The sequence below is a fragment of the Mycolicibacterium llatzerense genome (assembly GCF_025331195.1).
GTDB classification, from domain to species: domain Bacteria; phylum Actinomycetota; class Actinomycetes; order Mycobacteriales; family Mycobacteriaceae; genus Mycobacterium; species Mycobacterium llatzerense.
Genome location: NZ_LXOV01000001.1, coordinates 1,955,411 through 1,978,907, shown reverse-complemented (window position 1 = coordinate 1,978,907; position 23,497 = coordinate 1,955,411). Strand labels below are relative to the sequence as shown.

The window sequence follows — 23,497 nt, the reverse complement described above, 5'->3', positions numbered from 1 at the left end:
CACCCTTCGCTACGCTCGCCCCACCGGTCGTCCGGGCTCGTTGCTCCACTGCGACCACGAGCCGGGGAACAGCGCCACCTCTCGACCCGCAGCCGCCAGCGCGGCCACCGCCACCGCCGCGGTGACGCCAGATCCGCAATAGACAGCGTCCACGTCGGCGCCGTCGGTGCGCAGCGTGCCGTCGGCGGCCAGCACGCTCGGCAGATTGACCGCGCCCGGAATGTGTCCAGCCACGGGATCGATGGGTTCGACGTCGCCGCGGAACCGTTCCGGCGCGCGGACGTCACCCAAACGAGGCCCCAGCGCAGCGGCCTCATCGGCGGTCAAGGTGGGCATGGCACCGGCGTAGAGGTCCTGGTGGGTGACGGTGACGTCGCCCGGTTCCGGCTCGACGTCGCCACGGTCCAGCGGCCCACCGGAGGTGGTCCACGCCGCCAGCCCGCCGTCCAGGATGCGGACGTTCTCGATGCCCGCGGCGCGCAGCACCCACCAGGCGCGAGCCGAGCCGGCGCGGTTCCAGTCGTCGTAGATGACGGTCGGCACGCCCTGGCGCACACCCCACCGGCGCCCGGCCTCCTGCACCGCGGCACCCGACGGCAGCGGGTGCCGGCCCCGCCCTGTCACGGTGTGGTCGGACAGCTCGTCCTCCAGCGAGACGTACACCGCATCGGGAATGTGCCCGGCCAGGTAGTCGTCGCGGCCGTCGGGCTTCGGCAGCTGCCAGCGCACGTCGAGCAGCGTCACGTCGCCGGCGGCGATCAGCTGGGCCAGACCGAAGGCGGTGATGAGAACGTCGTCACGAGTGGACATGGCGGCAAGCCTAGGCTGGCAGACATGTCAGCGGTGGACCTCAATGCCGATCTCGGCGAAAGCTTCGGGGTGTGGCGCCTTGGTGACGACGACGCGATGCTCGATCTGGTCACCAGCGCCAACATCGCCTGCGGGTTCCATGCAGGCGACCCGGCCGGGCTGCTGCGGGTCTGCCGGGCCGCCGCCGAACGCGGCGTACGGATCGGCGCGCAGGTGGGCTACCGCGACCTGGCGGGCTTCGGCCGCCGCTACATCGACGTCAGCTCCGATGACCTCACCGCCGACGTGATCTACCAGATCGGCGCCTTGCAGGCCCTGGCCCAGGCCGCCGGGGCGACCGTCAGCTACGTCAAACCCCATGGCGCCCTGTACAACACGATCGTCACCGACCACGCGCAGGCGCGCGCGGTGGCCGCCGCGGTGCATGCCGTGGATCCTTCGCTGCCGGTGTTGGGGCTGGCCGGTTCGGCATTCTTCGCCGCCGCCGGCGAGCTCGGATTGCGCACCGTGCCCGAGGCTTTCGCGGACCGCTCGTATCGCCCCGACGGACAACTGGTGCCGCGCACAGGGCGCAATGCGGTGCTGCACAACGTTTCGACCATCGCCGATCGGGTGGCCTCCATGGTGACCGCGGGACGGGTTGCCGCCGTCGACGGCTCCACCATCAAGATCACCGTGAATTCGATTTGTGTCCACGGCGATTCGCCCGGCGCCGTCGACATCGCCCGCGCGGTCCGCGAACGCCTGACCGCAGAGAACGTACAGATCGAGGCCTTCTGCTGATGCGACTGAAACTTGGCCGGCCCGACCTGGCCTCCTATAGCCGCTACTTCGATCAGCCTGCCGCAGACGTCGGCTCGCCGCTGACCGTCACCTGGGCGGGCGTCACCACGATGCTGGTCACCGCGACGGATCCGGCCGGTTCGACGTCAGCCCTATTGACCGACGGCTTCTTCTCCCGGCCGAGTCTCCTGTCGGTCGGATTGGGCAAGTTGAGCCCGGCACTACCTCGCATTGATGGCTGCCTGCACCGCCTCGGCATCGACCGACTGGACGCGGTGCTGCCGGTGCACACCCATTTCGACCACGCCATGGACTCCGCGGCCGTCGCAGCGCGGACCGGCGCGAAACTGGTCGGCGGCACCTCGGCCGCCTTCATCGGCCGCGGCGGCGGGCTCACCGACTCCCAGCTGACCGTTGCCATCCCCGGCGAGTCGATCGCCTTGGGCGCCTTCGACGTAACGCTGTTCACCGGTCACCACTGCCCGCCCGACCGGTTCCCCGGCACCATCACCGCCCCGGTGGTGCCGCCGGTGCGGGCGTCGGCGTACAAGTGCGGCGAGGCCTGGTCGACGCTCATCGCGCACCGCACCAGCGGGCGCAGCCTGCTTGCCGTCGGCAGCGCCGGGTTCGTGCCGGGCGCCCTGGCCGGGCAGCACGCCGACGTGGTGTACCTCGGGATCGGGCAACTCGGCCTGCAGCCCGAGCAGTATCTCCTCGACTACTGGAACGAGACGGTCCGCACCGTCGGCGCGCGCCGCGTGGTGCTGACGCACTGGGACGACTTCTTCCGACCCCTGCACGAACCGCTGCGCGCCCTGCCCTACGTGGGCGACGACCTGGACGTCTCGATGCGGGTGCTGGGCCGCCTGGCCGCCGAAGATGGCCTGCCCCTGCATCTTCCGACGCTCTGGCAACGCGCCGATCCCTGGCTGTGAACACCGCTCTGCAGGAGGTCGGCCGACTGCTGCCCGTGGTCGGATTCCTGGCCGCCGTCCTGGTGCTCGCCAAGCTCTGCGACGACGAAGGGCTGTTTCACGCCGCCGGCGTGTACATGGCCCGGCACAGCTGGGGCGCAGGTCAATCCGCGGCCCGGCGGCTGCTGGCGACCGTGTTCCTGATCGCGGCCGGGACCACCGCCGTGCTGAGCCTCGACGCCACCGTCGTCCTGCTAACGCCCGTCGTATTGTCGACCGCACGCACGCTCGGGGTGCCGGCGCGGCCACACGGCTATGCCGCGGCGCACCTGGCCAACACCGCGTCGCTGCTGCTGCCGGTGTCGAATCTGACCAATCTGCTGGCGTTTTCGACCGCGGGCCTGAGCTTCACCAGTTTCACCGCGGCGATGACGCTGCCCTGGCTGGTCGCCGTCGCGGCCGAATTCGTGTTGCTGCGGTGGCTGTTCCGGCGTGAGCTACGGGTCGCCATGGTGGACCGGCCGGCCCCACCCCCGCCGGAGATCCCGTACTTCGTCCTGACCGTGTTGATCCTGACGCTCATCGGCTTCGGCGCGACGTCGCTACTCGGATTGGCGCCGGCGTGGGCCGCGTTCGCCGGCGCCGCGGTGCTCGCGATCCGGGCCGTCGTCCGCGGTCACGAGACGGTCTTCGGCATCGTGCGGGCAGCCAACGTGCCGTTCCTCGTCGCGGTGCTGGCGCTGGGTGTGCTGGTGAGCGCGGTACTGGACCTCGGCCTGGGTGGCGCGGTGTCTGCGCTGCTGCCGCACGGCACCACGCTGCCGGCGCTGCTCGGCATCGCCGCGGTGGCGGCGGTGCTGTCGAATCTGATCAACAACCTGCCCGCGGTGCTGGTGCTGCTGCCCCTGGTCGCCGCCGGCGGCCCCGTCGCGGTGCTGGCGGTGCTCATCGGGGTGAACATCGGCCCCAATCTGACCTACCCCGGATCGCTGTCGAACCTGTTGTGGCGCAACGTGGTCCGCCCAGAGATGACCGCGCGGGCCCGGGAGTTCACGGCCGTCGGGCTGGTCACCGTGCCGGTCACGCTGGTTTTGGCCGTGACCGGATTATGGTTGGGCTGTTCGTTGTTGGGGATGCACTGATACGGGAGGGGCTTGGAAGATCATGGCCGACAGCTGGAACCAGCAGATCATCGATGAATTCCGCGCCAACGGCGGCAAGGTCGGCGGCCAGTTCGCGAACCTGACGCTGCTGGTCCTGCACACCACCGGCGCCAAGAGCGGTCAGCCGCGGGTGAACCCGGCGGCCACCTTCGACAGCGACGGCAAGCTGTGGATCGTCGGCTCCGCCGGCGGCGCGGACGCCGATCCGGCGTGGGTGCACAACCTGCGGGCAAATCCCAACGCCCACATCGAAATCGGCACCTACGAATACGACGTCGTGGCGCGTGAACTGCCTCGTGCGGAGCGCGACGCCGCCTACGCCCACATCGTCGAGCGCGCGCCCGGGTTCGCCGAGTACGAGAAGAAGACCGACCGCCTCATCCCGGTCTTCGAACTGCAGCGGCGCTGAATCAGCGCGGTTACCTGAACGAGAACAGCGCGCGTCGATTCGTAGCCGGGCGGCGTTGCGGCCGAGCGGACCAGGCGCTTCGTAGGCAAGATGGCTGTCGTGGACGTGAGCCGCAGAACGCTGATTGTGGGAGGTACGTCGGCGCTCGTCGGCGCAGGCGTCGGTGCCGGCGCCACCGGGTACCTCACCACCAAGCGCACCGGCCCGGTGCTGTGGCAGCGCGCTGACCGCAGCGGCGCACCACCGGTCACGGGATTGCACACCCAGTTCGGCGCCGACGCAGCTACCGAGGCCGTGGTGTCCTGGCACACCGCCGCCGCAGTGACGAACCCCCGCATCACGGTGGGCACCCCCGACGGCGGGTTCGGCAATGCCGTCGCAGCCGAGACCGTCACCTACCGAGACGCGGCCTCCCGCACCGAGATTCGTGTCCACCATGCACGGTTGACTGGCCTGGCACCCGACACCGACTACGTCTACGCCGCTGTACATGATGGCGCCAGTCCCGAGCTGGGCACAGTGCGTACCGCACCTCGGGGCCGGGCGCCCATCCGTTTCACCAGCTTCGGCGATCAATCGACCCCCATGCTGGACGCCAAGGTGGCGGCATCCTTCGGCAGCGACCACGTCGGGTCCCCGGCCGCGGGTGACATCACGACCGCCGTCGAGCGAGTGGCCCCGCTGTTCCACCTGGTCAACGGCGACCTCTGCTATGCCAACCTCGCTCACGACCGGGTCCGCACCTGGTCGGAGTGGTTCGAGAACAACACCCGGTCAGCGCGGTATCGACCGTGGATGCCGGCACCGGGAAACCACGAGAACGAGTTGGGCAACGGCCCGATCGGCTACGGCGCCTACCAGGCCTATTTCGGGCTGCCGGACTCCGGTTCCGATCCCGAACTCCGCGGCCTGTGGTACGCCTTCACCGCCGGCTCGGTCCGCGTGATCATCCTGGCCAACGATGACGTGTGCTACCAGGACGGCGGCAACTCATACGTGCGCGGCTACTCGGGCGGAGCCCAAAAACGTTGGCTGGAACAAGAACTGGAGCGGACTCGGAGCAGCAAAGAGATCGATTGGGTGGTGGTGTGCATGCACCAGACAGCGATCTCCACAGGCAACAAGACCAACGGCGCCGACCTGGGCATCCGCGAGAACTGGCTGCCCCTGTTCGACCGGTTCAACGTCGACCTCGTGGTCTGCGGGCACGAGCACCACTACGAACGTAGCCATGCACTTCGCGGCACCTTACCCACCGACACCCTGACGCCGAATCCGGTTGATGCACAATCTGGTTCGATCGATACCAGCAAAGGCACAGTACATCTGGTCATCGGCGGCGGAGGCACGTCGATTCCGTCGAACGCGATGCTCTTTCCCGAGCCGCGATGCCGCGTCCTCATGTCCGTGGGCGAGGTGAACCCCGGCACCGGAAGAAAGACGCCGAACTACACCGAGGAAGCGGCGCCCTGGTCGGTCTTCCGGGACCGGGAAAATCCTTGCGGCTTCGTGGCTTTCGATGTCGATCCCGGCCAGCCTGGCGGCAACACGTCGATGGACGCCACCTATTACGCGGTGAGCGGTCCGTTCGGCGAGGTCCGGGCGGTCGACAAATTCACCCTCACGCGGCCCCGCACCGACCGCTAGTCCCTTCGCTGCCGGGCGATTTCGGCGAGCACCACACCGGCTGCCACCGACGCGTTCAGCGACTCGGTGGGCCCGGCCATCGGGATCGAGACGATGTGGTCGCAGTTCTCCCGCACCAATCGCGACAGGCCCTTGCCCTCGGAGCCCACGACGACGACCATCGGCCCGGAGGCGTCCAGCTCGTCCAGCGTGGTGTCGCCGCCGGCATCGAGCCCGACGACCGTCAGGCCGGCATCGGCCCAATCCTTCAGCGTCCGATTCAGATTCGTGGCCCGCGACACCGGCAGCCGGGCCGCCGCGCCGGCGCTGGTGCGCCAGGCCACCGCGCTGACCGACGCCGAACGCCGCTGCGGGATCACCACGCCGTGCCCGCCGAACGCCGCCACCGAGCGCACGATGGCGCCCAGGTTGCGCGGGTCCGAGATGTTGTCGAGCGCGACCAACAACGCCGGCATGGAGTCGGTGGTCGCGGACTTCAGCAGATCGTCCGGATGTATGTACTGGTACGGCGGCACCTGCAGCGCGATGCCCTGGTGCATGCCATTGCTGGTGATGCGGTCCAGGTCGTGGCGCTGCACCTCGAGGATCGCGATGCCGGCATCGCCTGCCCGAGTGACGGATTCGGTCAGCCGCTCGTCGGCCTCGGTCCCGAGCACGACGTAGAGCGCGGTGGCGGGCACGCCGGCCCGCAGGCACTCCACCACCGGGTTGCGGCCGACCACGACCTCGACATCGTCGGTCTTCTTGTGCCGCCCCTGATTCGAGCGCGCGGTCTTCTGCGCAACCTTGTACGCCTTGTGATTCGGGCGCTGGTCGGCGCGCGGAGTTGCGCCCTTGCCCTCGAGGCCGCGACGGCGCTGACCGCCGGAGCCGACGGTCGGGCCCTTCTTGGTGCCGTCTTTACGAATTGCGCCGCGGCGCTGGGAGTTTCCAGCCATCGTCAGGCCCCATCAGTCAGGGCCCATTGCGGGCCATCAGCGGTATCGGTGACCTCGATGCCGGCCAGCTTCAGCTGGTCGCGGATCGCGTCGGCGGCGGCCCAGTCGCGGTTCTCGCGGGCCTCGGTGCGGCTCTTGAGCGCCCACTGCACCAGGGCGTCAACAGCATTCAGTGCGGCGGACGTCTCGTCGCGGGTTTCCCAGCGCTCATCGAGCGGATCGCAGCCCAGGATGCCCATCATGGCCCGGATCGACGACGCAGCCTCCATCGCGCCGGTGTGATCACCGGCGTCCAGTGCCCGGTTACCATCCGCGCGGGCGGCGTGCACCTCGGCCAACGCCGCGGGCACCGCCAGGTCGTCATCCAGTGCGGCCGCGAACTTCTCGGTCCAGGTACCGACCTCGACGGCACCCACCCGGGTGCGGACCCGGTGCAGGAATTCCTCGATGCCGGTGTAGGCCTTGGCCGCGTCCTGCAGTGAGTTCTCGGAGAACTCCAGCATGGACCGGTAGTGCGCACTGCCCAGGTAGTAGCGCAGCTCGGCAGCCCGAACCCGTTGCAGCACAGCCGGAATCGCCAGGACGTTGCCCAGCGACTTGCTCATCTTCTCGCCGCCCATGGTGACCCAGCCGTTGTGCAGCCAGAATCGCGCGAACTCGTCACCGCAGGCGTTGGCCTGGGCGGTCTCGTTCTCGTGATGCGGGAAGATCAGGTCCATACCGCCGGCGTGGATGTCGAACTCGGAGCCCAGGTACTCCTGGCACATCGCGACGCACTCGGTGTGCCAGCCGGGGCGGCCCCGGCCCCACGGCGTCGGCCACGACGGCTCGCCGGGCTTGGCGCCCTTCCACAGGGTGAAGTCCCGGGGGTCGCGCTTGCCGGTCGCCACGCCCTCGCCCTGGTGCACGTCGTCGATGCGGTGGCCCGAGAGCTTGCCGTAGTCGGGCAGGCTCAGCACGTCGAAGTAGACGTCGCCATTGGCGGCGTAGGCATGCCCGCGCTCGATCAGTTTCTCGATGACCTCGACCATCTGGGTGATGTGTCCGGTCGCCCGCGGCTCAGCCGACGGCGGCAGCACCCCCAGCGCGTCGTAGGCGGCCGTGAAGGCCCGTTCGAAGGTGGCGGCCCACTCCCACCACGGCCGGCCGGCGTCGGCAGCCTTGTTGAGAATCTTGTCGTCGATGTCGGTGACGTTCCGGATGAACGCGACGTCGTAGCCCTTGGCCGTCAGCCAGCGCCGCAGCACGTCGAACGCGACGCCGCTGCGCACATGGCCGATATGGGGCAGGCCCTGCACGGTTGCGCCACACAGGTAGATGGATGCGTGTCCGGGCCGCACCGGGGTGAAGTCCCGCACGGCACCGGTCATGGTGTCGTAGAGCCGTAGGCCCTCGAGACGGTGTTCGGTCACGACGGGCCAGCTTACCGGCCTAATCGAGCGAGACCACCAGCGCCGTCGCAATCGCGGCCAGACCCTCGCCCCGGCCGGTCAGTCCGAGGCCGTCGGTGGTGGTCGCCGAAACCGAGACAGGAGCGTCCAGCAGCGTCGACAGCACCTGCTGCGCCTCTTCCCTGCGGGGAGCGATTTTCGGGCGGTTACCGATCACCTGGACCGCCGCATTGCCCACGCGGAAACCGGCAGCGGCCAGCAGCGTGGAGACATGTTTGAGCATGTCGGCGCCAGTGACGCCGCGCCATTCGGGACGGTCGGTGCCGAACACGCTGCCCAGGTCGCCGAGGCCGGCCGCACTCAGCAAGGCATCACAGAGTGCGTGCGCGGCCACGTCGCCGTCAGAGTGCCCGGCACAGCCGTCAACACCTTCGAATGACAGGCAGAGCAGCCAGCATGGCCGCCCTGCCTCGATGGGATGTACGTCGGTACCGAGACCGATACGGAAGTTCACTGCTCCGTTGGGGCTGGCGTTCAGGACGCCGCGGCGAGAACCTCGTCCAGGATGGTGGAGGCCTTCGCGTCATCGGTGTTCTCGGCCAGAGCCAGTTCACCGACCAGGATTTGACGAGCCTTGGCCAGCATGCGCTTCTCGCCGGCGGACAGACCGCGCTCCTGATCACGACGCCACAGGTCGCGAACGACCTCGGCGACCTTGTTCACATCACCGGAGGCCAGCTTCTCCAGGTTCGCCTTGTAACGACGGGACCAGTTGGTCGGCTCCTCAGTGTGCGGGGCGCGCAGCACCTGGAACACCTTGTCGAGGCCTTCCTGACCCACCACGTCGCGAACACCGACGTATTCAGCGTTTTCTGCGGGTACTCGAACGGTCAGATCGCCCTGCGCAACCTTGAGGACGAGATATTCTTTCTGCTCGCCTTTGATGGTCCGGGTTTCAATCGCCTCGATCAATGCTGCACCGTGGTGTGGGTAAACGACGGTGTCTCCGACCTTGAAAATCATCAGATTCGGGCCCCTTTCACATAGCAATGTTAGCACGGGCGTCGGACACCCGCGGATCAACAATGCAGGTCAGGGGCCATGCAGATGCGTGAAAGGGGTTGACAGCACGGCATTTACGTGCAGTGGCGAGGGCCACATTACGGCCGAATTGCACCCGATTCACGTCCCATTCACCGGTCATTCGCGGCCGGAAATACGCCTGAACCAGGCCGATAGCGGGCCTCCGCTACCGCCGCCCACGGCCACCTACTACTCTGCATAGTCGAACGCCGGACCAGTCCGGGGAGCACAGCAGACATACCCAAGGCCGTCACGCGCATCGCCGCTGGCGCCCAAGCAGGAGGCTTGAGTGAACCGCATGAAATCGCGCACTTCTGCCGTCACGCTGGCCGCCTTCGGGCTGGCCACCGCGGTGACGCTCACCGGCTGCAGCGCTGGCCAGGTCTCGCAGAGCGCGAACCAGCTGCCTGCGGTCAACGGCACCGCCACCAGCATCGGTGACGAGAAGGCCGGTGTGGACCTGCGCAACGTGTACCTGCGCGCCCCGCAGACCCGCGACTTCGTCAAGCCCGGCACCATGGTCGAGCTGCTGTTCGTCGCCACCAACAAGTCGCCCGACAACCCCGACAAGCTGGTCGGCATCACCTCGGACACCGGTGAGGTGCTGGTCAACGGCGGCACCACGGTGCCCGCCGGCGGCGTGCTGCTGGTCGGCACCCCGGACGGCCAGAAGCAGACCCTGCCGCGCTCCGAGGACGCCACGACCTCCATCGCGATGGTCGCGCTGACCAAGCCCATCTCGAACGGCCTGAACTACAGCTTCACGTTCAAGTTCCAGAACGCCGGCGAGAAGACCATCGAGGTCCCGATCTCCGCCGGCGAAGCCCCGCGCCGCGAGGCCGGCGCCGGCGAAGCTGCTCCGGCACCCGCCGGCGGCGGCGAGGGCCATCACTAACCTCGCCTCGTTCCTCGCAGCCACTTCCGGTCGCGCTGCGGGAAGCACCCACACCGCCGGCCTGACGCAATCTGTCGGTACCAACGACTAAGTTCGCGGCATGGCCAGAACCGGTTCGAAAGTACGTTCGCAGTTTCGGTGCTCGGAGTGCCAGCACACCACGGCCAAATGGGTGGGACGCTGCCCGGACTGCGGCACCTGGGGCACGGTCAATGAAGTAGCGGTTCTGAGCTCGCTGACGCCCGCGACGCACCGCGCTGTCGCACCCACCTCCCCTGCCGTTCCGATCAGCTCGATCGATCCGGGCACCACCAGGCACTTCCACACCGGGATCAGCGAATTGGACCGGGTGCTGGGCGGCGGTGTGGTGCCGGGTTCGGTGACGCTACTGGCCGGTGATCCCGGCGTCGGCAAGTCGACGCTGCTGCTCGAAGTCGCACACCGCTGGGCCATGTCCGGGCGACGGGCGCTCTATCTGTCGGGAGAGGAATCGGCCGGGCAGATCCGGCTGCGCGCCGAGCGCACCGGTTGCACCCACGACAACGTCTACCTGGCCGCCGAGTCCGACCTGCAGACCGCGCTCGGCCACATCGAGGCGGTGCAGCCCACTTTGGTGGTGGTGGATTCGGTGCAGACCATGTCGACCGCCGAGACCGACGGCGTCACCGGCGGCGTGACGCAGGTCCGCGCCGTCACCGCCGCGCTCACCATGGCCGCCAAGACGACGGGCATCGCCATGGTCCTGGTCGGCCATGTCACCAAGGACGGCGCCATCGCCGGGCCGCGCTCGCTCGAGCACCTGGTGGACGTGGTGCTGCACTTCGAAGGCGACCGCGCCTCGACGCTGCGCATGGTCCGCGGCGTCAAGAACCGCTTCGGCGCGGCCGACGAGGTCGGCTGTTTCATGTTGCACGACAACGGAATCGAATGCGTTGCCGACCCGTCGGGGCTGTTCCTCGACCAGCGGCCGGCCCCGGTGTCCGGCACCGCGGTAACGGTCAGCCTGGACGGCAAGCGGCCCCTGATCGGCGAGGTGCAGGCACTGATCGGATCGCCGTCGGCCGGCTCCCCGCGCCGCGCGGTCAGCGGCATCGACTCGGCCCGCGCGGCCATGATCACCGCGGTGCTGGAGAAGCGGGCGCGCCTGCCCGTCGGTACCAACGACATCTACCTGTCCACGGTCGGCGGTATGCGGTTGACCGACCCGTCGTCGGATCTGGCGGTGGCACTGGCCATCGCTTCGGCGTACACGGACCTGCCGCTGCCGGCCACCGCGATCGCCATCGGCGAGGTGGGTCTGGCCGGCGATCTGCGCCGCGTCACCGGCATGGACCGCAGGCTCGCCGAGGCCGCCCGACTCGGCTTCACGACGGCCGTGGTGCCCACCGGAACCGAGTCGCCACCGCGCGGTCTTCGGGTCCTGCCGGCCGAGAACATCACCGCGGCGTTGCGGGTGTTGCGCAAGATCACAGAGAATGTGGACCGGACCGGGTAGAGCCCGGCCGGAAACCCGAGGAGTACACCGATGTCGGTGAAATCGGCCAATCGGTCCGGACGGGGCAACGTCGTGCACCTGGCCCGACCGACGCTGCGCGAGACGTTGGGCAAGCTGGCGCCCGGAACGCCGCTGCGAGACGGTCTGGAGCGGATCCTGCGTGGCCGTACCGGCGGGCTGATCGTGCTGGGCTACGACGACAGCGTCGAGGCCATCTGCGACGGTGGCTTCCCGCTGGACGTCCGGTTCGCACCGACCCGGCTGCGCGAGCTGTCGAAGATGGACGGCGCCGTCGTGCTCTCCAGCGACCTGACCCGGATCCTGCGGGCCAACGTGCAGCTGGTGCCCGACCCCTCCATCCCCACCGACGAGTCCGGCACGCGGCACCGCTCTGCCGAGCGCGCGGCCATCCAGACCGGATTCCCGGTGGTGTCCGTCAGCCACTCGATGAGCATCGTGACGGTCTACGTGGCCGGTGAACGCCACGTCGTACCGGAAACCCCGACCATCCTGTCGCGCGCCAACCAGACCATCGCGACCCTGGAGCGCTACAAGTTCCGGCTCGACGAAGTCAGCAAGCAGCTGTCGATGGCCGAGATCGAGGATTTCGTGACACTGCGCGACGTCATGACCGTCGTGCAGCGCATGGAGATGGTCCGCCGGATCAGCCTCGAGATCGACGCCGACGTCGTCGAGCTCGGTACCGACGGGCGTCAGCTCAAGCTGCAGCTCGACGAACTGGTCGGCGACAACGACGCCGCCCGCGAACTGATCGTTCGCGACTACCACGCCAACCCCGACCCACCGGCCGCCGATCAGGTGACCGCAACGCTCGAGGAACTCGATGCGCTGAGCGACAACGAACTTCTCGACTTCACCACGCTGGCAAGGGTTTTCGGCTATCCGTCGACGCCAGAGGCACAGGATTCAGCGATGAGCTCGCGCGGCTACCGCGCGATGGCGGGCATCCCGCGCCTGCAGTTCGCACACGTCGACCTGTTGGTGCGCTCGTTCGGATCGCTGCAGGGCCTACTGGCCGCGAGCGCCGACGACCTGCAGTCGGTGGAGGGCATCGGGTCCATGTGGGCCCGCCACATCCGAGAGGGTCTGTCGCTGCTCGCCGAATCGACCATCGCCGACCGGCTGGCCTGAGATCAGTTGGCGGGTCCGGGCAGCGTCGGCTCGCCGGGCGCCGGTGCAGCCGGCGGCGGCGGAGCCTCGCCCGCAGGCGGCGCACCCGGTCCGGGCTGTTGGGCCTCGGACAGCACGAACGGCACCGGAGCCGACCGTAGGTTGCCCAGCTGGACCACCAGGTTGTAGGTGCCCGGCCCGATCGCCTGCCGCGGCAGCGGGCAGTTGGGCGCCGAGCCCATGCCGGTCCAGGTCACCTCGGTGGTCACCTGCTCGCCCGGCTTGAAGGCGCGAACCAGGGTCTCGTTCGAAGGCGCGCAGTCCAGGTTGGACCACAGCCGGTTGTTGTCCAGCGAGTAGACGTACGCGGCCAGCACAGCGGCACCGACGTCACGCTTGCATTCGACCAGCCCGATGTTGGTGACCACCATCGTGAACTTCGGCTGATCGCCGATCACGTAGTTCGGCTGGTTGGTGATGCCCTTGGCCGCGAGCGTGGTGTCCGGGCAATCGTCGCCTGCCTTGAGCACCGGCGGCGGGGTGACGGCGGTGGTCGGGGTCGGTGTCGGCGCGGGAGACGCGTTCGGCGGCGGCTCGATCGGACTCTTCACCCCGGGCGTCTCGCCGGGCAGTGGTGTCGCGGATGTCGACGTCTTCGCGGTGGACTGAGTCTGCTTGGAGTCGCCGGTGCTGTTGCTGAAGACCACGACCCCGATGATCACAACCAGGAGCAGGACGACAGCGCCGACACCGATGGCCAGCATCCGCCGTCGCCAATAGATTTGGGATGGCAGCGGGCCATGCGGTTCTAGATCCGGCACATTGTCACGGTAAGGGCACGAAACGTAGTGCGCCCTGACCCGGTGCGGCGTGTCGCCTGTGAACTGCGGTGTTGTTCGCCACGTCGGCCGGCCGACTACTCGCCGATGTCACCGACGTGGTCGCGCTTGGTGACCCGACCCTCGGCCAGGTGATAGGTCGCACCGACGATGGCGACCTTGCCCGATGCCAGCCGTTCGGCGATCATGTTGGATCGCTCGCTCAGCAGACGCACCGTTTCGTTTACGTGCTTGGCCTCGAGCTCGTCGACCTCGGTCAGCCCTTCGCGGCGGCCGACAAGGATCGACGGGGTGACGCGCTCGACGATGTCGCGGACATACCCGCCGGGCACCGCACCGTCGTCCAGCGCGGTGATGGTGGCCTTCACCGCGCCACAGCTGTCGTGGCCGAGGACCACGATCAGCGGTACTTCGAGGACTACGACGGCGTATTCGATGGACCCGATGACCGCGGAATCGAGGACGTGGCCGGCGGTGCGCACCACGAACATGTCGCCGAGGCCCTGATCGAAGATGATCTCGGCGGCGACGCGGCTGTCCGCACAGCCGAACAGCACTGCAGTGGGCTTCTGACCACCGGCCAACTGCGTCCGACGCTCGATGCTCTGGCTGGGATGCGCTGGTTCACCGGCAACGAATCGCTCGTTACCCTCTCTCAGTGCTTTCCAGGCGTTTATCGGGTTCGAGTTGGGCATGCCGCCCATTGTGCCCTCAACACATAGACGCCGCGCAATGAGTTCAGGGCAAATTCTCATCCCCGCCGACGAGCTCCTGGATTGGTACCGGACGGCACAACGCGACCTGCCGTGGCGCGCCCCGGACGTGACTGCCTGGCAAATTCTGGTCAGCGAATTCATGTTGCAGCAGACCCCCGTGTCGCGGGTCGAACCGATCTGGCGGGACTGGATCGCGCGCTGGCCCACCCCGTCCGCGACCGCCGCGGCCGGCGCGGCTGACGTGCTGAGGGCCTGGGGCAAGCTGGGTTATCCGCGCCGCGCCAAGCGATTACACGAATGCGCAGAGGTCATCAGCACCGAGCATGGCGACGTGGTGCCCCGCGACGTCGAGACCCTGCTGACGCTGCCGGGCGTCGGGGCCTACACCGCGCGGGCCGTCGCCTGTTTCGCGTATCAACAGGACGTCCCCGTGGTCGACACCAATGTGCGCCGGGTGGTGGCCCGCGTGGTGCGCGGCGTGGCCGACACCCCTGCGCGCACCCGCGACCTCGACGACGTCGCGGCACTCCTGCCGAAAGACGGTACGGCGCATGTGTTTTCGGCGGCACTCATGGAGCTCGGTGCGATCGTCTGCACTGCCCGCAATCCGAAATGCGGGATATGCCCGTTGACGACGTGCGCCTGGCGAAGCGCGGGCCATCCGGAGATGGACACGCCGACGCGTCCGGTGCAGAAATACGCCGGTACCGATCGCCAAGTTCGCGGCCGGCTACTGGATGTGTTGCGCGGCAGCGCAACTCCGGTGACCCGGGCGCAATTGGATGTGGCCTGGCTCACCGATACCGCGCAACGTGACCGGGCACTGGACTCACTGCTGGTCGACGGCCTGGTCGAGCAAACCGCCGATGACCGATACGCGCTGGCAGGCGAGGGCGAGAACTGACCCGATTGCCGGTTTACATGAGAACGGCATGAAATCACGCGCTTTCCGATGAGAACGGCATGAGTCAGTACCACACGCCGTGATCCTCGGATAGAACGGAAGCATGACCGCATACCGAATTTCAGGTGAACAGAAAGTTAACAACCGTCGTCGCGGCCTCGTCATCGCTGGAGCCGCGGCAGCCGCCTTTGCCGCAGTGGCCATCTCGCCCGCGGTGGGCACGGCGTCGGCGCTGCCGACCGGCGGAGGGTCCGCCGTCGACACCATCAATGAGCTGCAGTCCCGCGGCTACCACGTCCAGGTCAACACCAGCACCTCTGGGCCGCTGTCCGCGTGCTCGGTGACCGATGTGCACGGGTTGTCCGGCTCCAACGTCGACAACCGGGGCCAGCGAATCAACTCCGGCCAGTTCGACACCGTGTACGTCAACGTGCAGTGCCGGCCGCAGGGCTAGCCATCCCGTTGTGACGCAAGCCCAATCGGGCAGGAGAACCGTCGACGGTAATCCGACGGATTGACGCCGACAACGCGCCGGAAATGGTGCCGCAGCAGAGTTGCGGTACCAAATCCGGCCTTGTCGGCCACCCGGTCCACATCGAGATCCGTCTCCTCGAGCAGCCTGCGGGCATAGAGGACACGCTGGTCGGTGACCCACTGCATGGGCGTCCGCCCGGTCTCCTCGACGAAACGCCGCGCGAACGTGCGCCCCGACATGCTCGCCCGTTTGGCCAGGCTGTCCACCGTGTGCGGGACGCGCAGGTTGGTCAGAATCCAATCCAGATGGGGCGCAAAGCCTTCCGAGCACCGCACCGGGATCGGCTGCTCGATGAACTGACGCTGCCCGCCGTCACGCTGCGGCGGCACCACCATGCGCCGCGCGATCTTGTTGGTGATCTCGCTGCCCAACTCGCGGCGCACCAGATGCAGACAGGCGTCGATGCCTGCCGCGGTCCCCGCGCTGCTGATCAGATTCCCGTCGTCGACGAACAGGACGTCGCGATCGACCCGCGCGGTCGGGTATTGCCGGGCCAGCCGGTCCGAGTGCATCCAGTGCGTGGTGCAGGCGCGACCGTCGAGCAGCCCGGCAGCGCCTGCGACAAAGACTCCTGAGCAGATGGTCAGGATGATCGAACCCGAGTCCGCGGCGGTGCGCACGGCATCCAGCGCCGACTGCGGATAGTTGGGACCCGCCACCGCCGGAATGGCGACCAAGTCGGCCCCCAGGAGCTGGTCGATGCCGTGGTCGGGAATCAACGATGCACCGACCGACGTTCGTACCGGCCGCCCGGCCTCCGGTCCGCACACCTTGAAATCGAAGTTGGGCACGCCATCGCCCGATCGGTCGATGCCGAACACCTCACACACCACGCCGAACTCGAACGGCGCGACCCCGTCCATCACCAGGACCGAGACACTGTTGATCATGGCAGCATTTTATCGAATGCCGTCCGAACTGCCACTGTTTATTCGGTTGCCCCTGATTCGACAATTGTTGACATGAACACCGTCCTGACCCTGATTGCGATGGTCGCGATCATGGTCGCCCCATTCGCACTCGGCGCCGCGCTGAGCGCCATCACCCGAAATCCCGGTGCGCGCAATGGTTTCGGCAACTTCAACTGGACCGACGTCGGCGACAGCCGAGATTGGACAAACGTCGGCGACAGCCGCGACCTGGACCGCGCCGCGCACGACCTCGCCGCGGTGCGTTCCCGATTCGACTAGTCAGACGGACGCGAGAAAATCCTCGACCGCACGGCGGTACGCGTCCGGATCGTCGTCGTGCACCAGGTGCCCGGCGCCCGGAACCTCCAGATATGTTGTCCGGTAGCCGATCTCGGCCATCTTGCGCATCTGCCCCGGCGGTGCGACCGAGTTCCCGGCCTCGATGAGCAGCGTCGGCACCCGCACTGCCGCCCACTGCTGCCAGTAGTCCCGGGTGCCCCATTCGGCGGCGATCGCCACCCAGTGCCCGGCCTCGCCGTGCAGCCGCCAGCCGGTCTCGGTGCGGTCGAAGGCGTCCAGGAAATACTGGCCCGCGATCGGGCCGAACAGGTCCAAAACCTGTTGCGCCGAATTGAATTCGGCCGGAATGGAGTGGGTCCACGGATCCCAGGCACCGATGGTGAAGCCGACGAAGTCCGCGGCCATGTCCTCGACCACCAGCGCGGTGACCAGTTCCGGATGGGCCGCAGCCAGACACCAACTGTGCAGCCCACCCATCGAATGTCCGATCAACCGCGCCGGGCGCCCCAGCGAGCCGACCGCGTCGGCCAGGTCGGCGACGAACCGTTCGGTGCTGATCGGCTCGGAATCGTGGACCCCGCGGCCGCGATGCCACGGCGCGTCGTAGGTGTAGACCTCGCCCAGGTCGGTCAACCACGGCAACTGCCGGTCCCACGTCGTCCCACGGCCCATCAATCCGTGCACCAGCACAATCGGCTCGCCGGTACCGCCGCGGGCGGTGAGCAGGTCGGTCGTCATAGCCCTATATTGCCTGGCGGCAGCGCCCCTGTTGCCTGCCGGCAGCGGCCCACCCTGCCTGCGGGCCAGCGCGGTAGCCTGAACCACATGCCTGTGGTGAAGATCAATGCGATCGAAGTTCCGCCCAACGCCGGTCCGGAATTGGAGAAGCGGTTCGCGAACCGTGCTCACGCAGTGGACGGCCAGCCCGGCTTCCTCGGGTTCCAGCTGCTGCGCCCGGTCAAGGGCGAGAACCGCTACTTCGTGGTGACGCAGTGGGAGTCCGACGAGGCGTTCCAGGCCTGGGCCACCGGCCCCGCCGTCGAGGCACACGCCGGGCAGCGGGCCAACCCCGTCGCCACCGGAGCATCACTTCTCGAATTCGAGGTTGTGTTGGACGTTGCCGGTTCCGACCAGCAGTCGTAAGACCCGCACTGCACTGGCCCTGGCCGGCGCAGTCATCGTGGTACTGGGTGGCTGCAGCACGCCTGCAGCCGCCCCGCCGTTGTCGAGCGCTGCCTACGGCGCGCTGATCGACATGACCACGCCTCAGGGCATGCGGTCCAGGCAGACGATGGACATGCTCAACTCGGACTGGTCCATCGAGCCCGCCGGGGTCAAGACGCTCGCGGCGCCCGACCAAGTGGACGACATCACCTACCGGATGAAGTGGATCTGGTGGGACCGCCCGTTCAAGCTCACGGGCATCGACATCGGCGCCGGGCATTCGACCCTGCACGTCACCAACTCGTACGGCGTGAACCAGGACATCGAGCTGCACGTCGACAGCAAGGGCACCGTCGACCGCATGGAGGTCTCGCTGCGGCCGCCGCCCGTCAAGTCCTGGGCGGACGTCGACACGCAGATCGCGAAGTCCGGCGCCCACTACTCGTATCAGGTCGCCAAGGTCGTCGACGGCAAGTGCGTCAAGGTCGCCGGCACCAATGTCGACGAACCGATGCCACTGGCCTCGATCATGAAAATCTATGTGCTGCTTGCCGTTGCGCGCGCGGTGTCAGCCGGCACCCTCAGCTGGGACGACAAGGTCACCGTCACCGCCGAAGGCAAGAAGCTCGGTTCTGCCGGCCTGGACAACCTGGCCCCTGGCACGCAGGTGACGGTGCACGAGGCCGCCCAGCAGATGATCTCGGTCAGCGACAACATGGCCACCGACATGCTGATCAACAAGGTGGGTCCGGCCGCCGTGGACGAGGCGCTCGTCGTCGCCGGGCATCACGACCCGGCGAGCCTGACGCCCTACCCGACCATGCACGAGCTGTTTTCCATCGGCTGGGGCAAGCCCGACGTCCGCGACCAGTGGAAGAACGGCACGAAGGAGCAGCGCACGGCCCTGCTGCAGCAGGTGAGTTCGCGCCCGTACGAGCCTGACCCGTACCGCACCCGCACGCCGGCGTCCAGCATCGGGGCCGAGTGGTACGGCAGCGCCGCCGACATCTGCCGCGAGCACGTCGCGGTGCAGGCTGCCGCTGCCGGACCCGCCGCGCCGGTACGCGACATCATGTCCAAGGTCGCCGGCATCGACCTGGACCGGGCCAAGTGGCCCTACCTCGGCTCGAAGGGTGGCAACCTGCCCGGCGACCTCGGCTTCAGCTGGTACGCCGTCGACCACACCGGCCAGCCATGGGTGGTGAACTTCCAGCTGACCTGGCCGACGTTCAAGGGTCAGACCGCGGCGCAGTGGCTGCTGAGCATCATCAAGCAGGCGTTCGATCTCATCCCGGTGCGGTGAGCACACAGTCGCCGCAGTAACCGCCCGCGCCGCCTGCCAGTTGGTAGATCAGGCAGCAGCTGTTGCGGCGGAATGCGGGCCCTGACCGCAGCACTCCCCCGTCGACCCTGGAGTCCGCGAGCACGGCGTCGGCCGCTTTTCCGGCCGGCCCGGTCAGGTCCGGCCGGGCCTGGATGATCTGCTTGGCCGCACTGTTGGCTGCCGATCCCACGTTGCCCCACAACACTTTTGGGCTGACGCCGAATGGTGCGAACACTTCGGTGATGGTCTCCACGGCGGGCGGGCCCGCGGTGGCCGACGTCGACACCGCGAGCGGGTAGGGCCCGCCCAACTGGTCCTGCCAGGACAGGTCGGCCAGCGACCACGACACCGGTTCGCCGAGAGCCGCAGTGCCGATCATCGGGGCGATCAGCCGCGCCACCAGCCCGAGATGCGCGACCGACGCAGCGACGCGGCCGTCGATCTGCTCGGGCCGGCGCTGTCCACTGGCCGCCAGCGCCGACCGGACGCGGTCCACTCGCGCCGCCAAGACGCTGGGATCGTGGGCAAGCTCGGCCATCGGCCGCCACTGTGCGGCCGGTGAATCGGCCTGCCGCACAACGCCGAAGAAGGGGCCGAACGCGGCCAACTGGTCGTTCACTGCTGGGGGTGCAGAACCAGCCGGCGAGCGGCTTCGGCGGCAGCGGCCCGGCGCACGGCGGCGGTTTCCGGCGACATCGGCTGATCGACGATGCGGTCGATCCCGAATCCGCCCGCGGCCAGCGCGTAGGTCATGTCGTTGAGCAACATCAGCAGGTCGATCGGGCGCCAGGACGCGTCGATGATCCCGTTGCGTTGCGCTTCGGCGATGCGATCGAGCTTGGACTGGAAGATGCGGCGCAGCACGTGGTCACCGAACATCCCGCCGGCCGCCTCCAACTCGATCCAGCGCTGCAGACGCGCCCCGACCGGATCGGCCACCATGTAGTCGAAGAGGGCGACGGTGTACGCCGGGACGTCGTCGGGTTTGAATATCGCGTCATACGGCGCGTCCTGAATCCACTGCTCGACGACTGCCTCGAAGAGGTTCTGCTTACTCTGGAAGTAGCTGTACAGCCGCTCTTTGCTGGCATTGGCCTCGGCCGCAATGCGATTCAGCCGGGCGCCGGCAAACCCGAGGGCGGAGAACTCCGCTTTGGCGGCAGCCATGATGCGCTCACGCGTTGCATGTCCGGCCGCCCTCATAGCAATCGCCAGGGTAACAGCCAGCTACCTCACTGGTCACGTTCCAACAAGAAGTACAGGAACTTGTCGCCGGTCCGCTGGCGCTTGCCATTCATGATGCCCATCAGCGTGTCGTCATCGACCCGCTTGAAATGATCGAACACCGGCTGGCCGTCGTAGACCATGGTCCCCGTAACCTCGCCGCGAAACTCGATGTCCCACAACGATGCTCCGCCGCGGCTCAGGTCGCGGTTCGAAAACAGCTGCCCCGCTTCGTCGTAGCAGACGATGGGCTCGACGTCGTTGACCGATTTGAAGATCTTGCCGTACCACCGGGCGGCCTGGAGCTGGCCGTTCATCTTGTGTCCCGTGTCGAACTCGTCGCCCTTCCAGTTGCCGACGATGTCTTCGGCACGGACCGGCTGCAGCGAGGCCCAGATTTCGTCCAGCTCGGCCGAATCGACATGGGCCTGGCCCCGCAGTTCGGTGAAACGAGCACGAGCGGTATCGACGTCCACAAGGACCTCCCAAGTCAGTTGGTTCGGAAACTGACTGTAATCCCGAACCAACCGGTTCGGCAAGCCCCGGCTCGGCGGGGGAAAAGGCTAGGGCTGGTCGGGTGCCCAGTAGTCCAACATCGCGGCGAACGTCTCAAACGCCGGCTTGGACACCCCATACGCGGCTTCCAGGTGGATGCTGATCGGGAAACCCAACTCACCGACCCCATCGATAACGCGCTTGTACAGATCGAGCATCAACGTCCGCTTGACCGCCGGTTCCTCACCGGCCAGCCGCGTCACGAACTCCTGCTCCGCGGCCACCAACGGATTACCCGGATCCTGAATCAGCCAGTTGATCAAACCGACCTTGGACTCCATCTTCGGCACAAACCCGAACGACAACAACAGCTCCGGCCGATGCACGGTGGTCGCAGCGAACTCCTTCAAAAACCCCACAATGGTGTCCGAATAGAGCAACTGCGTCATCCCGTACGTGGCGCCCTGCTCAATCTTGAAGTTGAAGCGTCCCTGCTCGCCATCACGCGTCGGGATCAAGATGACACCCCGGTTGGGCACCTGATCCCGGTAGATCGTCAACGCATCAGTCGGGGCCACACCCGTACCGTCGCCGTCGCTCATGGTGCGCGGCACACCCACGAACGCGATGCCATCGAAGTCCGCATCCTGCAACACCCTCAGCCGCTTGCCGAGCGCATCCTCATCCAAAAACGACGTCACCTGCGTGCACAACCCACGCATCCCCGGCAGCTCAGGCTTCATCAACTGCCAAAAATCCAGGACGTCCATCTTCGGCTTCATCTCGATGGGCCGATCGCCGTCTTCCTCGATCATCCCCGGGATCATCACGTGCCGAATACGGCCCTCGAGACCCACCGAGGCGGCACACGACAACACCTTGCGCGCCTCGTCGACGGCGATCTGTAAACCCAATTCAAGGTTGGGCGGAACCAGTTCGAGCGCAATGGTTTTCAGGGACATTCGGGAACTCCAGCTCTGAAGACGGTCGGGAAGGTCACGCCTGCGCGGCGGACGAGTATGGCAAGTCACTGCTGTTGTACGGATCGACGTGCACGGGCCGGCCGACGTAGGGAAAGGCTCGTTGCGGGCACGCCGGGCGGTCGCAGATTTTGCAGCCCGCCCCGATCGGCACCGCCGCGTCGGGATCTGCCAAATCGATTCCCGCCGCATAAATGAGTTTCTCGGCATGGACCAGGTCGCAGCCCAGTCCGATGGCAAAACGCTTGCGGGGGCCGCGATATCGACTCGGAGCAGACGACGTGGTGCGCGCGATCCAGAAGTACGACCGACCGTCGGGCATCTCCGCGACCTGGGTGATGAACTCACCGGGCCGCTCGGCGGCATGGTGCACCACCCACAGCGGACAGTTACCACCCACCCGGGAGAAGTGAAATGCCGTGGCGGACTGACGCTTCGAGATGTTCCCGGCACTATCGGTGCGAACGAAGATGAAGGGCACACCACGCGCATCCGGCCGCTGCAGCGTCGAGAGACGGTGACAGATCGTCTCGAACCCGACGTCGAACCGTCGCGCCAGCTGATCGATGTCGTAACGCAATTCCTCGGCCGCGTCCAGGAACATCCGATACGGCAACAGCAACGCGCCGGCGAAGTAGTTGGCCAGGCCGATGCGCGCGACTTCCGTTGCCTCGGAACTGAGTTGGTCGGCCGTGGCGACGATGGCGGAGATCAATTCCGAATGCCTCAGCAGCGCCACCTGGGTGGCCAGCTGGAAGGCGCGCTGCCCGGGATGCAGCCAGCGCGCGATGTACAACACGCCGGTGTCGGGCCGATAGGACCGTTGTGTGTTGGGGCCCAACACATCACCGTCGTCGATCACCACGATGACCCCGAACTCCTCTGCCAACAGATCGGCGAGTTGAGCGTCCAGACCCCCGAGCCGCAGACGGCTCGCGACGAACAACGATTCGGCCGCTTCGTCGAGTTCACCGATGTAGTTCTTGCGGTCGTAGAAGAAGTCCCGTACTTCCTCGAACGGCATCGGTTGTTGCGCGGCCACCGAGGTGTCCACATTCGCCCGGGTATGCATGGCGTCGAGTTCGGTTGTCGCGTCGAACAATCGGCGGTTCATGCTGACCAGCATCTGACCGACGGCCGGCATTCTCGCCACCAGCTCCTCGATCTGGCCGGCGGTGGCCGCGGTGTCGACGAGGATCTCGCGCAGGTCCGACACCAGGCGCGCATCCGAATCGGGCGCGAAGTAGTTGGTCGGCAGCTCGAACCGTTCAGCCAGCGCCAGCAGCACCGGCACCGTCACCGGTCGCTGATCATTCTCGAGCTGATTGACGTAGCTGGTCGACAGATCCAAGGCGCGCGCCAGCGCGACCTGAGTCAGGCCCTGCTCTTCGCGCAGCCGTCGTAGACGGGCGCCCACGAATGTCTTCGGCACCGCCGCCAGCGTAA

The 23,497-nt window shown here is 67.4% G+C and carries 26 protein-coding genes and 1 pseudogene; 13 read left to right on the top strand and 14 right to left on the bottom strand.

The genetic code is table 11. From position 1 onward, the window contains the following. Positions 1–9: 9 nt before the first annotated feature. The gene (locus A7G45_RS09720; RefSeq protein ID WP_260936322.1) at positions 10–810 is read right to left on the bottom strand and encodes a sulfurtransferase; all 801 of its coding nucleotides are present in this window, start codon (positions 808–810) and stop codon (positions 10–12) included. Between the two features lie 24 nt (positions 811–834). Between A7G45_RS09720 and A7G45_RS09715 the strand changes: the two genes are divergently transcribed. The 5 genes and pseudogenes from A7G45_RS09715 to A7G45_RS09695 all read left to right on the top strand — a co-directional run bounded on the left by A7G45_RS09715 (position 835) and on the right by A7G45_RS09695 (position 5,726). Further along, a complete protein-coding gene (locus A7G45_RS09715; protein ID WP_260936319.1) occupies positions 835–1,593 on the top strand; it encodes a LamB/YcsF family protein in 759 nt (252 codons plus the stop codon). Beyond that, positions 1,593–2,528: an MBL fold metallo-hydrolase gene (locus A7G45_RS09710; protein WP_260936314.1), complete on the top strand. Its 936-nt coding sequence runs from the start codon at positions 1,593–1,595 to the stop codon at positions 2,526–2,528. The genes A7G45_RS09715 and A7G45_RS09710 overlap by 1 nt, the downstream gene beginning before the upstream one ends. Continuing rightward, positions 2,471–3,649 (top strand): annotated as a pseudogene (locus tag A7G45_RS09705) (SLC13 family permease); the annotation flags it as partial. The gene A7G45_RS09710 and the pseudogene A7G45_RS09705, both read left to right, overlap by 58 nt. Before the next feature lie 22 nt (positions 3,650–3,671). Next, the gene (locus A7G45_RS09700; RefSeq protein WP_260936311.1) at positions 3,672–4,079 is read left to right on the top strand and encodes a nitroreductase family deazaflavin-dependent oxidoreductase; all 408 of its coding nucleotides are present in this window, start codon (positions 3,672–3,674) and stop codon (positions 4,077–4,079) included. Positions 4,080–4,169: 90 nt separating this feature from the next. After that, positions 4,170–5,726 carry a purple acid phosphatase family protein gene (locus A7G45_RS09695; RefSeq protein WP_260936308.1) on the top strand — a complete coding sequence of 519 codons (1,557 nt, stop codon included), beginning with the start codon at positions 4,170–4,172 and terminating at the stop codon, positions 5,724–5,726. On the opposite strand, the gene rlmB is transcribed toward A7G45_RS09695, so the two are convergent. From rlmB to carD, 4 genes are read right to left on the bottom strand one after another with little or no spacing between them, the layout of a single operon-like run. After that, on the bottom strand, positions 5,723–6,664 hold the full coding sequence (gene rlmB / locus A7G45_RS09690) for a 23S rRNA (guanosine(2251)-2'-O)-methyltransferase RlmB (protein ID WP_260936306.1): 942 nt from the start codon (positions 6,662–6,664) through the stop codon (positions 5,723–5,725). The genes A7G45_RS09695 and rlmB overlap by 4 nt on opposite strands. Positions 6,665–6,666: 2 nt before the next feature. Further along, the gene (cysS, locus tag A7G45_RS09685) at positions 6,667–8,100 is read right to left on the bottom strand and encodes a cysteine--tRNA ligase (protein ID WP_162625486.1); all 1,434 of its coding nucleotides are present in this window, start codon (positions 8,098–8,100) and stop codon (positions 6,667–6,669) included. Continuing rightward, on the bottom strand, positions 8,096–8,569 hold the full coding sequence (gene ispF, locus A7G45_RS09680) for a 2-C-methyl-D-erythritol 2,4-cyclodiphosphate synthase (protein WP_260936301.1): 474 nt from the start codon (positions 8,567–8,569) through the stop codon (positions 8,096–8,098). Before ispF ends, cysS begins: the two co-directional genes overlap by 5 nt. A gap of 20 nt (positions 8,570–8,589) precedes the next feature. After that, on the bottom strand, positions 8,590–9,078 hold the full coding sequence (gene carD, locus A7G45_RS09675; RefSeq protein ID WP_043400059.1) for an RNA polymerase-binding transcription factor CarD: 489 nt from the start codon (positions 9,076–9,078) through the stop codon (positions 8,590–8,592). 358 nt (positions 9,079–9,436) lie between these two features. Here carD and A7G45_RS09670 point away from each other — a divergent pair, with 358 nt between their 5' ends. From A7G45_RS09670 to disA, 3 genes are all read left to right on the top strand, one after another. Next, positions 9,437–10,033, top strand: a complete 597-nt coding sequence (locus A7G45_RS09670) for a copper chaperone PCu(A)C domain-containing protein (RefSeq protein ID WP_192830171.1) — start codon at positions 9,437–9,439, stop codon at positions 10,031–10,033. A 100-nt stretch (positions 10,034–10,133) separates the two neighbouring features. After that, on the top strand, positions 10,134–11,528 hold the full coding sequence (gene radA, locus A7G45_RS09665; protein WP_043400064.1) for a DNA repair protein RadA: 1,395 nt from the start codon (positions 10,134–10,136) through the stop codon (positions 11,526–11,528). 30 nt (positions 11,529–11,558) lie between these two features. Beyond that, positions 11,559–12,680, top strand: a complete 1,122-nt coding sequence (disA, locus tag A7G45_RS09660) for a DNA integrity scanning diadenylate cyclase DisA (RefSeq protein WP_043400066.1) — start codon at positions 11,559–11,561, stop codon at positions 12,678–12,680. Between the two features lie 2 nt (positions 12,681–12,682). On the opposite strand, the gene A7G45_RS09655 is transcribed toward disA, so the two are convergent. Both A7G45_RS09655 and A7G45_RS09650 read right to left on the bottom strand, forming a co-directional pair. Then, a complete protein-coding gene (locus tag A7G45_RS09655; protein ID WP_260936290.1) occupies positions 12,683–13,480 on the bottom strand; it encodes a hypothetical protein in 798 nt (265 codons plus the stop codon). A 95-nt stretch (positions 13,481–13,575) separates the two neighbouring features. After that, the gene (locus tag A7G45_RS09650; RefSeq protein ID WP_043400125.1) at positions 13,576–14,193 is read right to left on the bottom strand and encodes a carbonic anhydrase; all 618 of its coding nucleotides are present in this window, start codon (positions 14,191–14,193) and stop codon (positions 13,576–13,578) included. A gap of 37 nt (positions 14,194–14,230) precedes the next feature. Here A7G45_RS09650 and A7G45_RS09645 point away from each other — a divergent pair, with 37 nt between their 5' ends. Together A7G45_RS09645 and A7G45_RS09640 are read left to right on the top strand one after the other, a co-directional pair. Then, the gene (locus A7G45_RS09645) at positions 14,231–15,118 is read left to right on the top strand and encodes an iron-sulfur binding domain-containing protein (protein WP_260936287.1); all 888 of its coding nucleotides are present in this window, start codon (positions 14,231–14,233) and stop codon (positions 15,116–15,118) included. Positions 15,119–15,221: 103 nt separating this feature from the next. Then, complete coding sequence (locus A7G45_RS09640) at positions 15,222–15,572, top strand: hypothetical protein (protein WP_260936283.1); 351 nt, start codon at positions 15,222–15,224, stop codon at positions 15,570–15,572. Here the strand turns inward: A7G45_RS09640 and A7G45_RS09635 are convergent. Further along, entirely contained in the window at positions 15,569–16,543 is a 975-nt protein-coding gene (locus A7G45_RS09635) for a helix-turn-helix domain-containing protein (RefSeq protein WP_043984530.1), read from the bottom strand. The two genes, A7G45_RS09640 and A7G45_RS09635, sit on opposite strands and share 4 nt — an antisense overlap. Before the next feature lie 72 nt (positions 16,544–16,615). Between A7G45_RS09635 and A7G45_RS09630 the strand changes: the two genes are divergently transcribed. Next, a complete protein-coding gene (locus A7G45_RS09630) occupies positions 16,616–16,843 on the top strand; it encodes a hypothetical protein (protein ID WP_260936277.1) in 228 nt (75 codons plus the stop codon). Here the strand turns inward: A7G45_RS09630 and A7G45_RS09625 are convergent, their stop codons facing one another. Continuing rightward, complete coding sequence (locus tag A7G45_RS09625) at positions 16,844–17,602, bottom strand: alpha/beta fold hydrolase (RefSeq protein ID WP_260936275.1); 759 nt, start codon at positions 17,600–17,602, stop codon at positions 16,844–16,846. 87 nt (positions 17,603–17,689) lie between these two features. On the opposite strand from A7G45_RS09625, the gene mhuD reads away from it, so the two are divergent. Together mhuD and A7G45_RS09615 are read left to right on the top strand one after the other, a co-directional pair. Beyond that, positions 17,690–18,007 carry a mycobilin-forming heme oxygenase MhuD gene (gene mhuD / locus A7G45_RS09620; protein WP_043400081.1) on the top strand — a complete coding sequence of 106 codons (318 nt, stop codon included), beginning with the start codon at positions 17,690–17,692 and terminating at the stop codon, positions 18,005–18,007. After that, complete coding sequence (locus A7G45_RS09615) at positions 17,982–19,331, top strand: serine hydrolase (RefSeq protein WP_377042043.1); 1,350 nt, start codon at positions 17,982–17,984, stop codon at positions 19,329–19,331. The genes mhuD and A7G45_RS09615 overlap by 26 nt, the downstream gene beginning before the upstream one ends. On the opposite strand, the gene A7G45_RS09610 is transcribed toward A7G45_RS09615, so the two are convergent. From A7G45_RS09610 to A7G45_RS09590, 5 genes are all read right to left on the bottom strand, one after another. Next, positions 19,315–19,971 (bottom strand): (2Fe-2S)-binding protein, encoded by a 657-nt coding sequence (locus A7G45_RS09610; RefSeq protein WP_260936268.1) that lies wholly within the window; start codon positions 19,969–19,971, stop codon positions 19,315–19,317. The two genes, A7G45_RS09615 and A7G45_RS09610, sit on opposite strands and share 17 nt — an antisense overlap. Next, on the bottom strand, positions 19,968–20,519 hold the full coding sequence (locus A7G45_RS09605; protein WP_260936263.1) for a TetR/AcrR family transcriptional regulator: 552 nt from the start codon (positions 20,517–20,519) through the stop codon (positions 19,968–19,970). Before A7G45_RS09605 ends, A7G45_RS09610 begins: the two co-directional genes overlap by 4 nt. Before the next feature lie 65 nt (positions 20,520–20,584). Then, complete coding sequence (locus A7G45_RS09600; protein ID WP_043400090.1) at positions 20,585–21,052, bottom strand: DUF4334 domain-containing protein; 468 nt, start codon at positions 21,050–21,052, stop codon at positions 20,585–20,587. An 87-nt stretch (positions 21,053–21,139) separates the two neighbouring features. Continuing rightward, positions 21,140–22,033, bottom strand: coding sequence for a mycobacterial-type methylenetetrahydrofolate reductase (locus tag A7G45_RS09595; RefSeq protein ID WP_260936256.1), 894 nt, complete (start codon positions 22,031–22,033; stop codon positions 21,140–21,142). A 34-nt stretch (positions 22,034–22,067) separates the two neighbouring features. After that, positions 22,068–23,492, bottom strand: a complete 1,425-nt coding sequence (locus tag A7G45_RS09590; protein WP_260938078.1) for a short-chain fatty acyl-CoA regulator family protein — start codon at positions 23,490–23,492, stop codon at positions 22,068–22,070. Between the last annotated feature and the right edge of the window lie 5 nt (positions 23,493–23,497).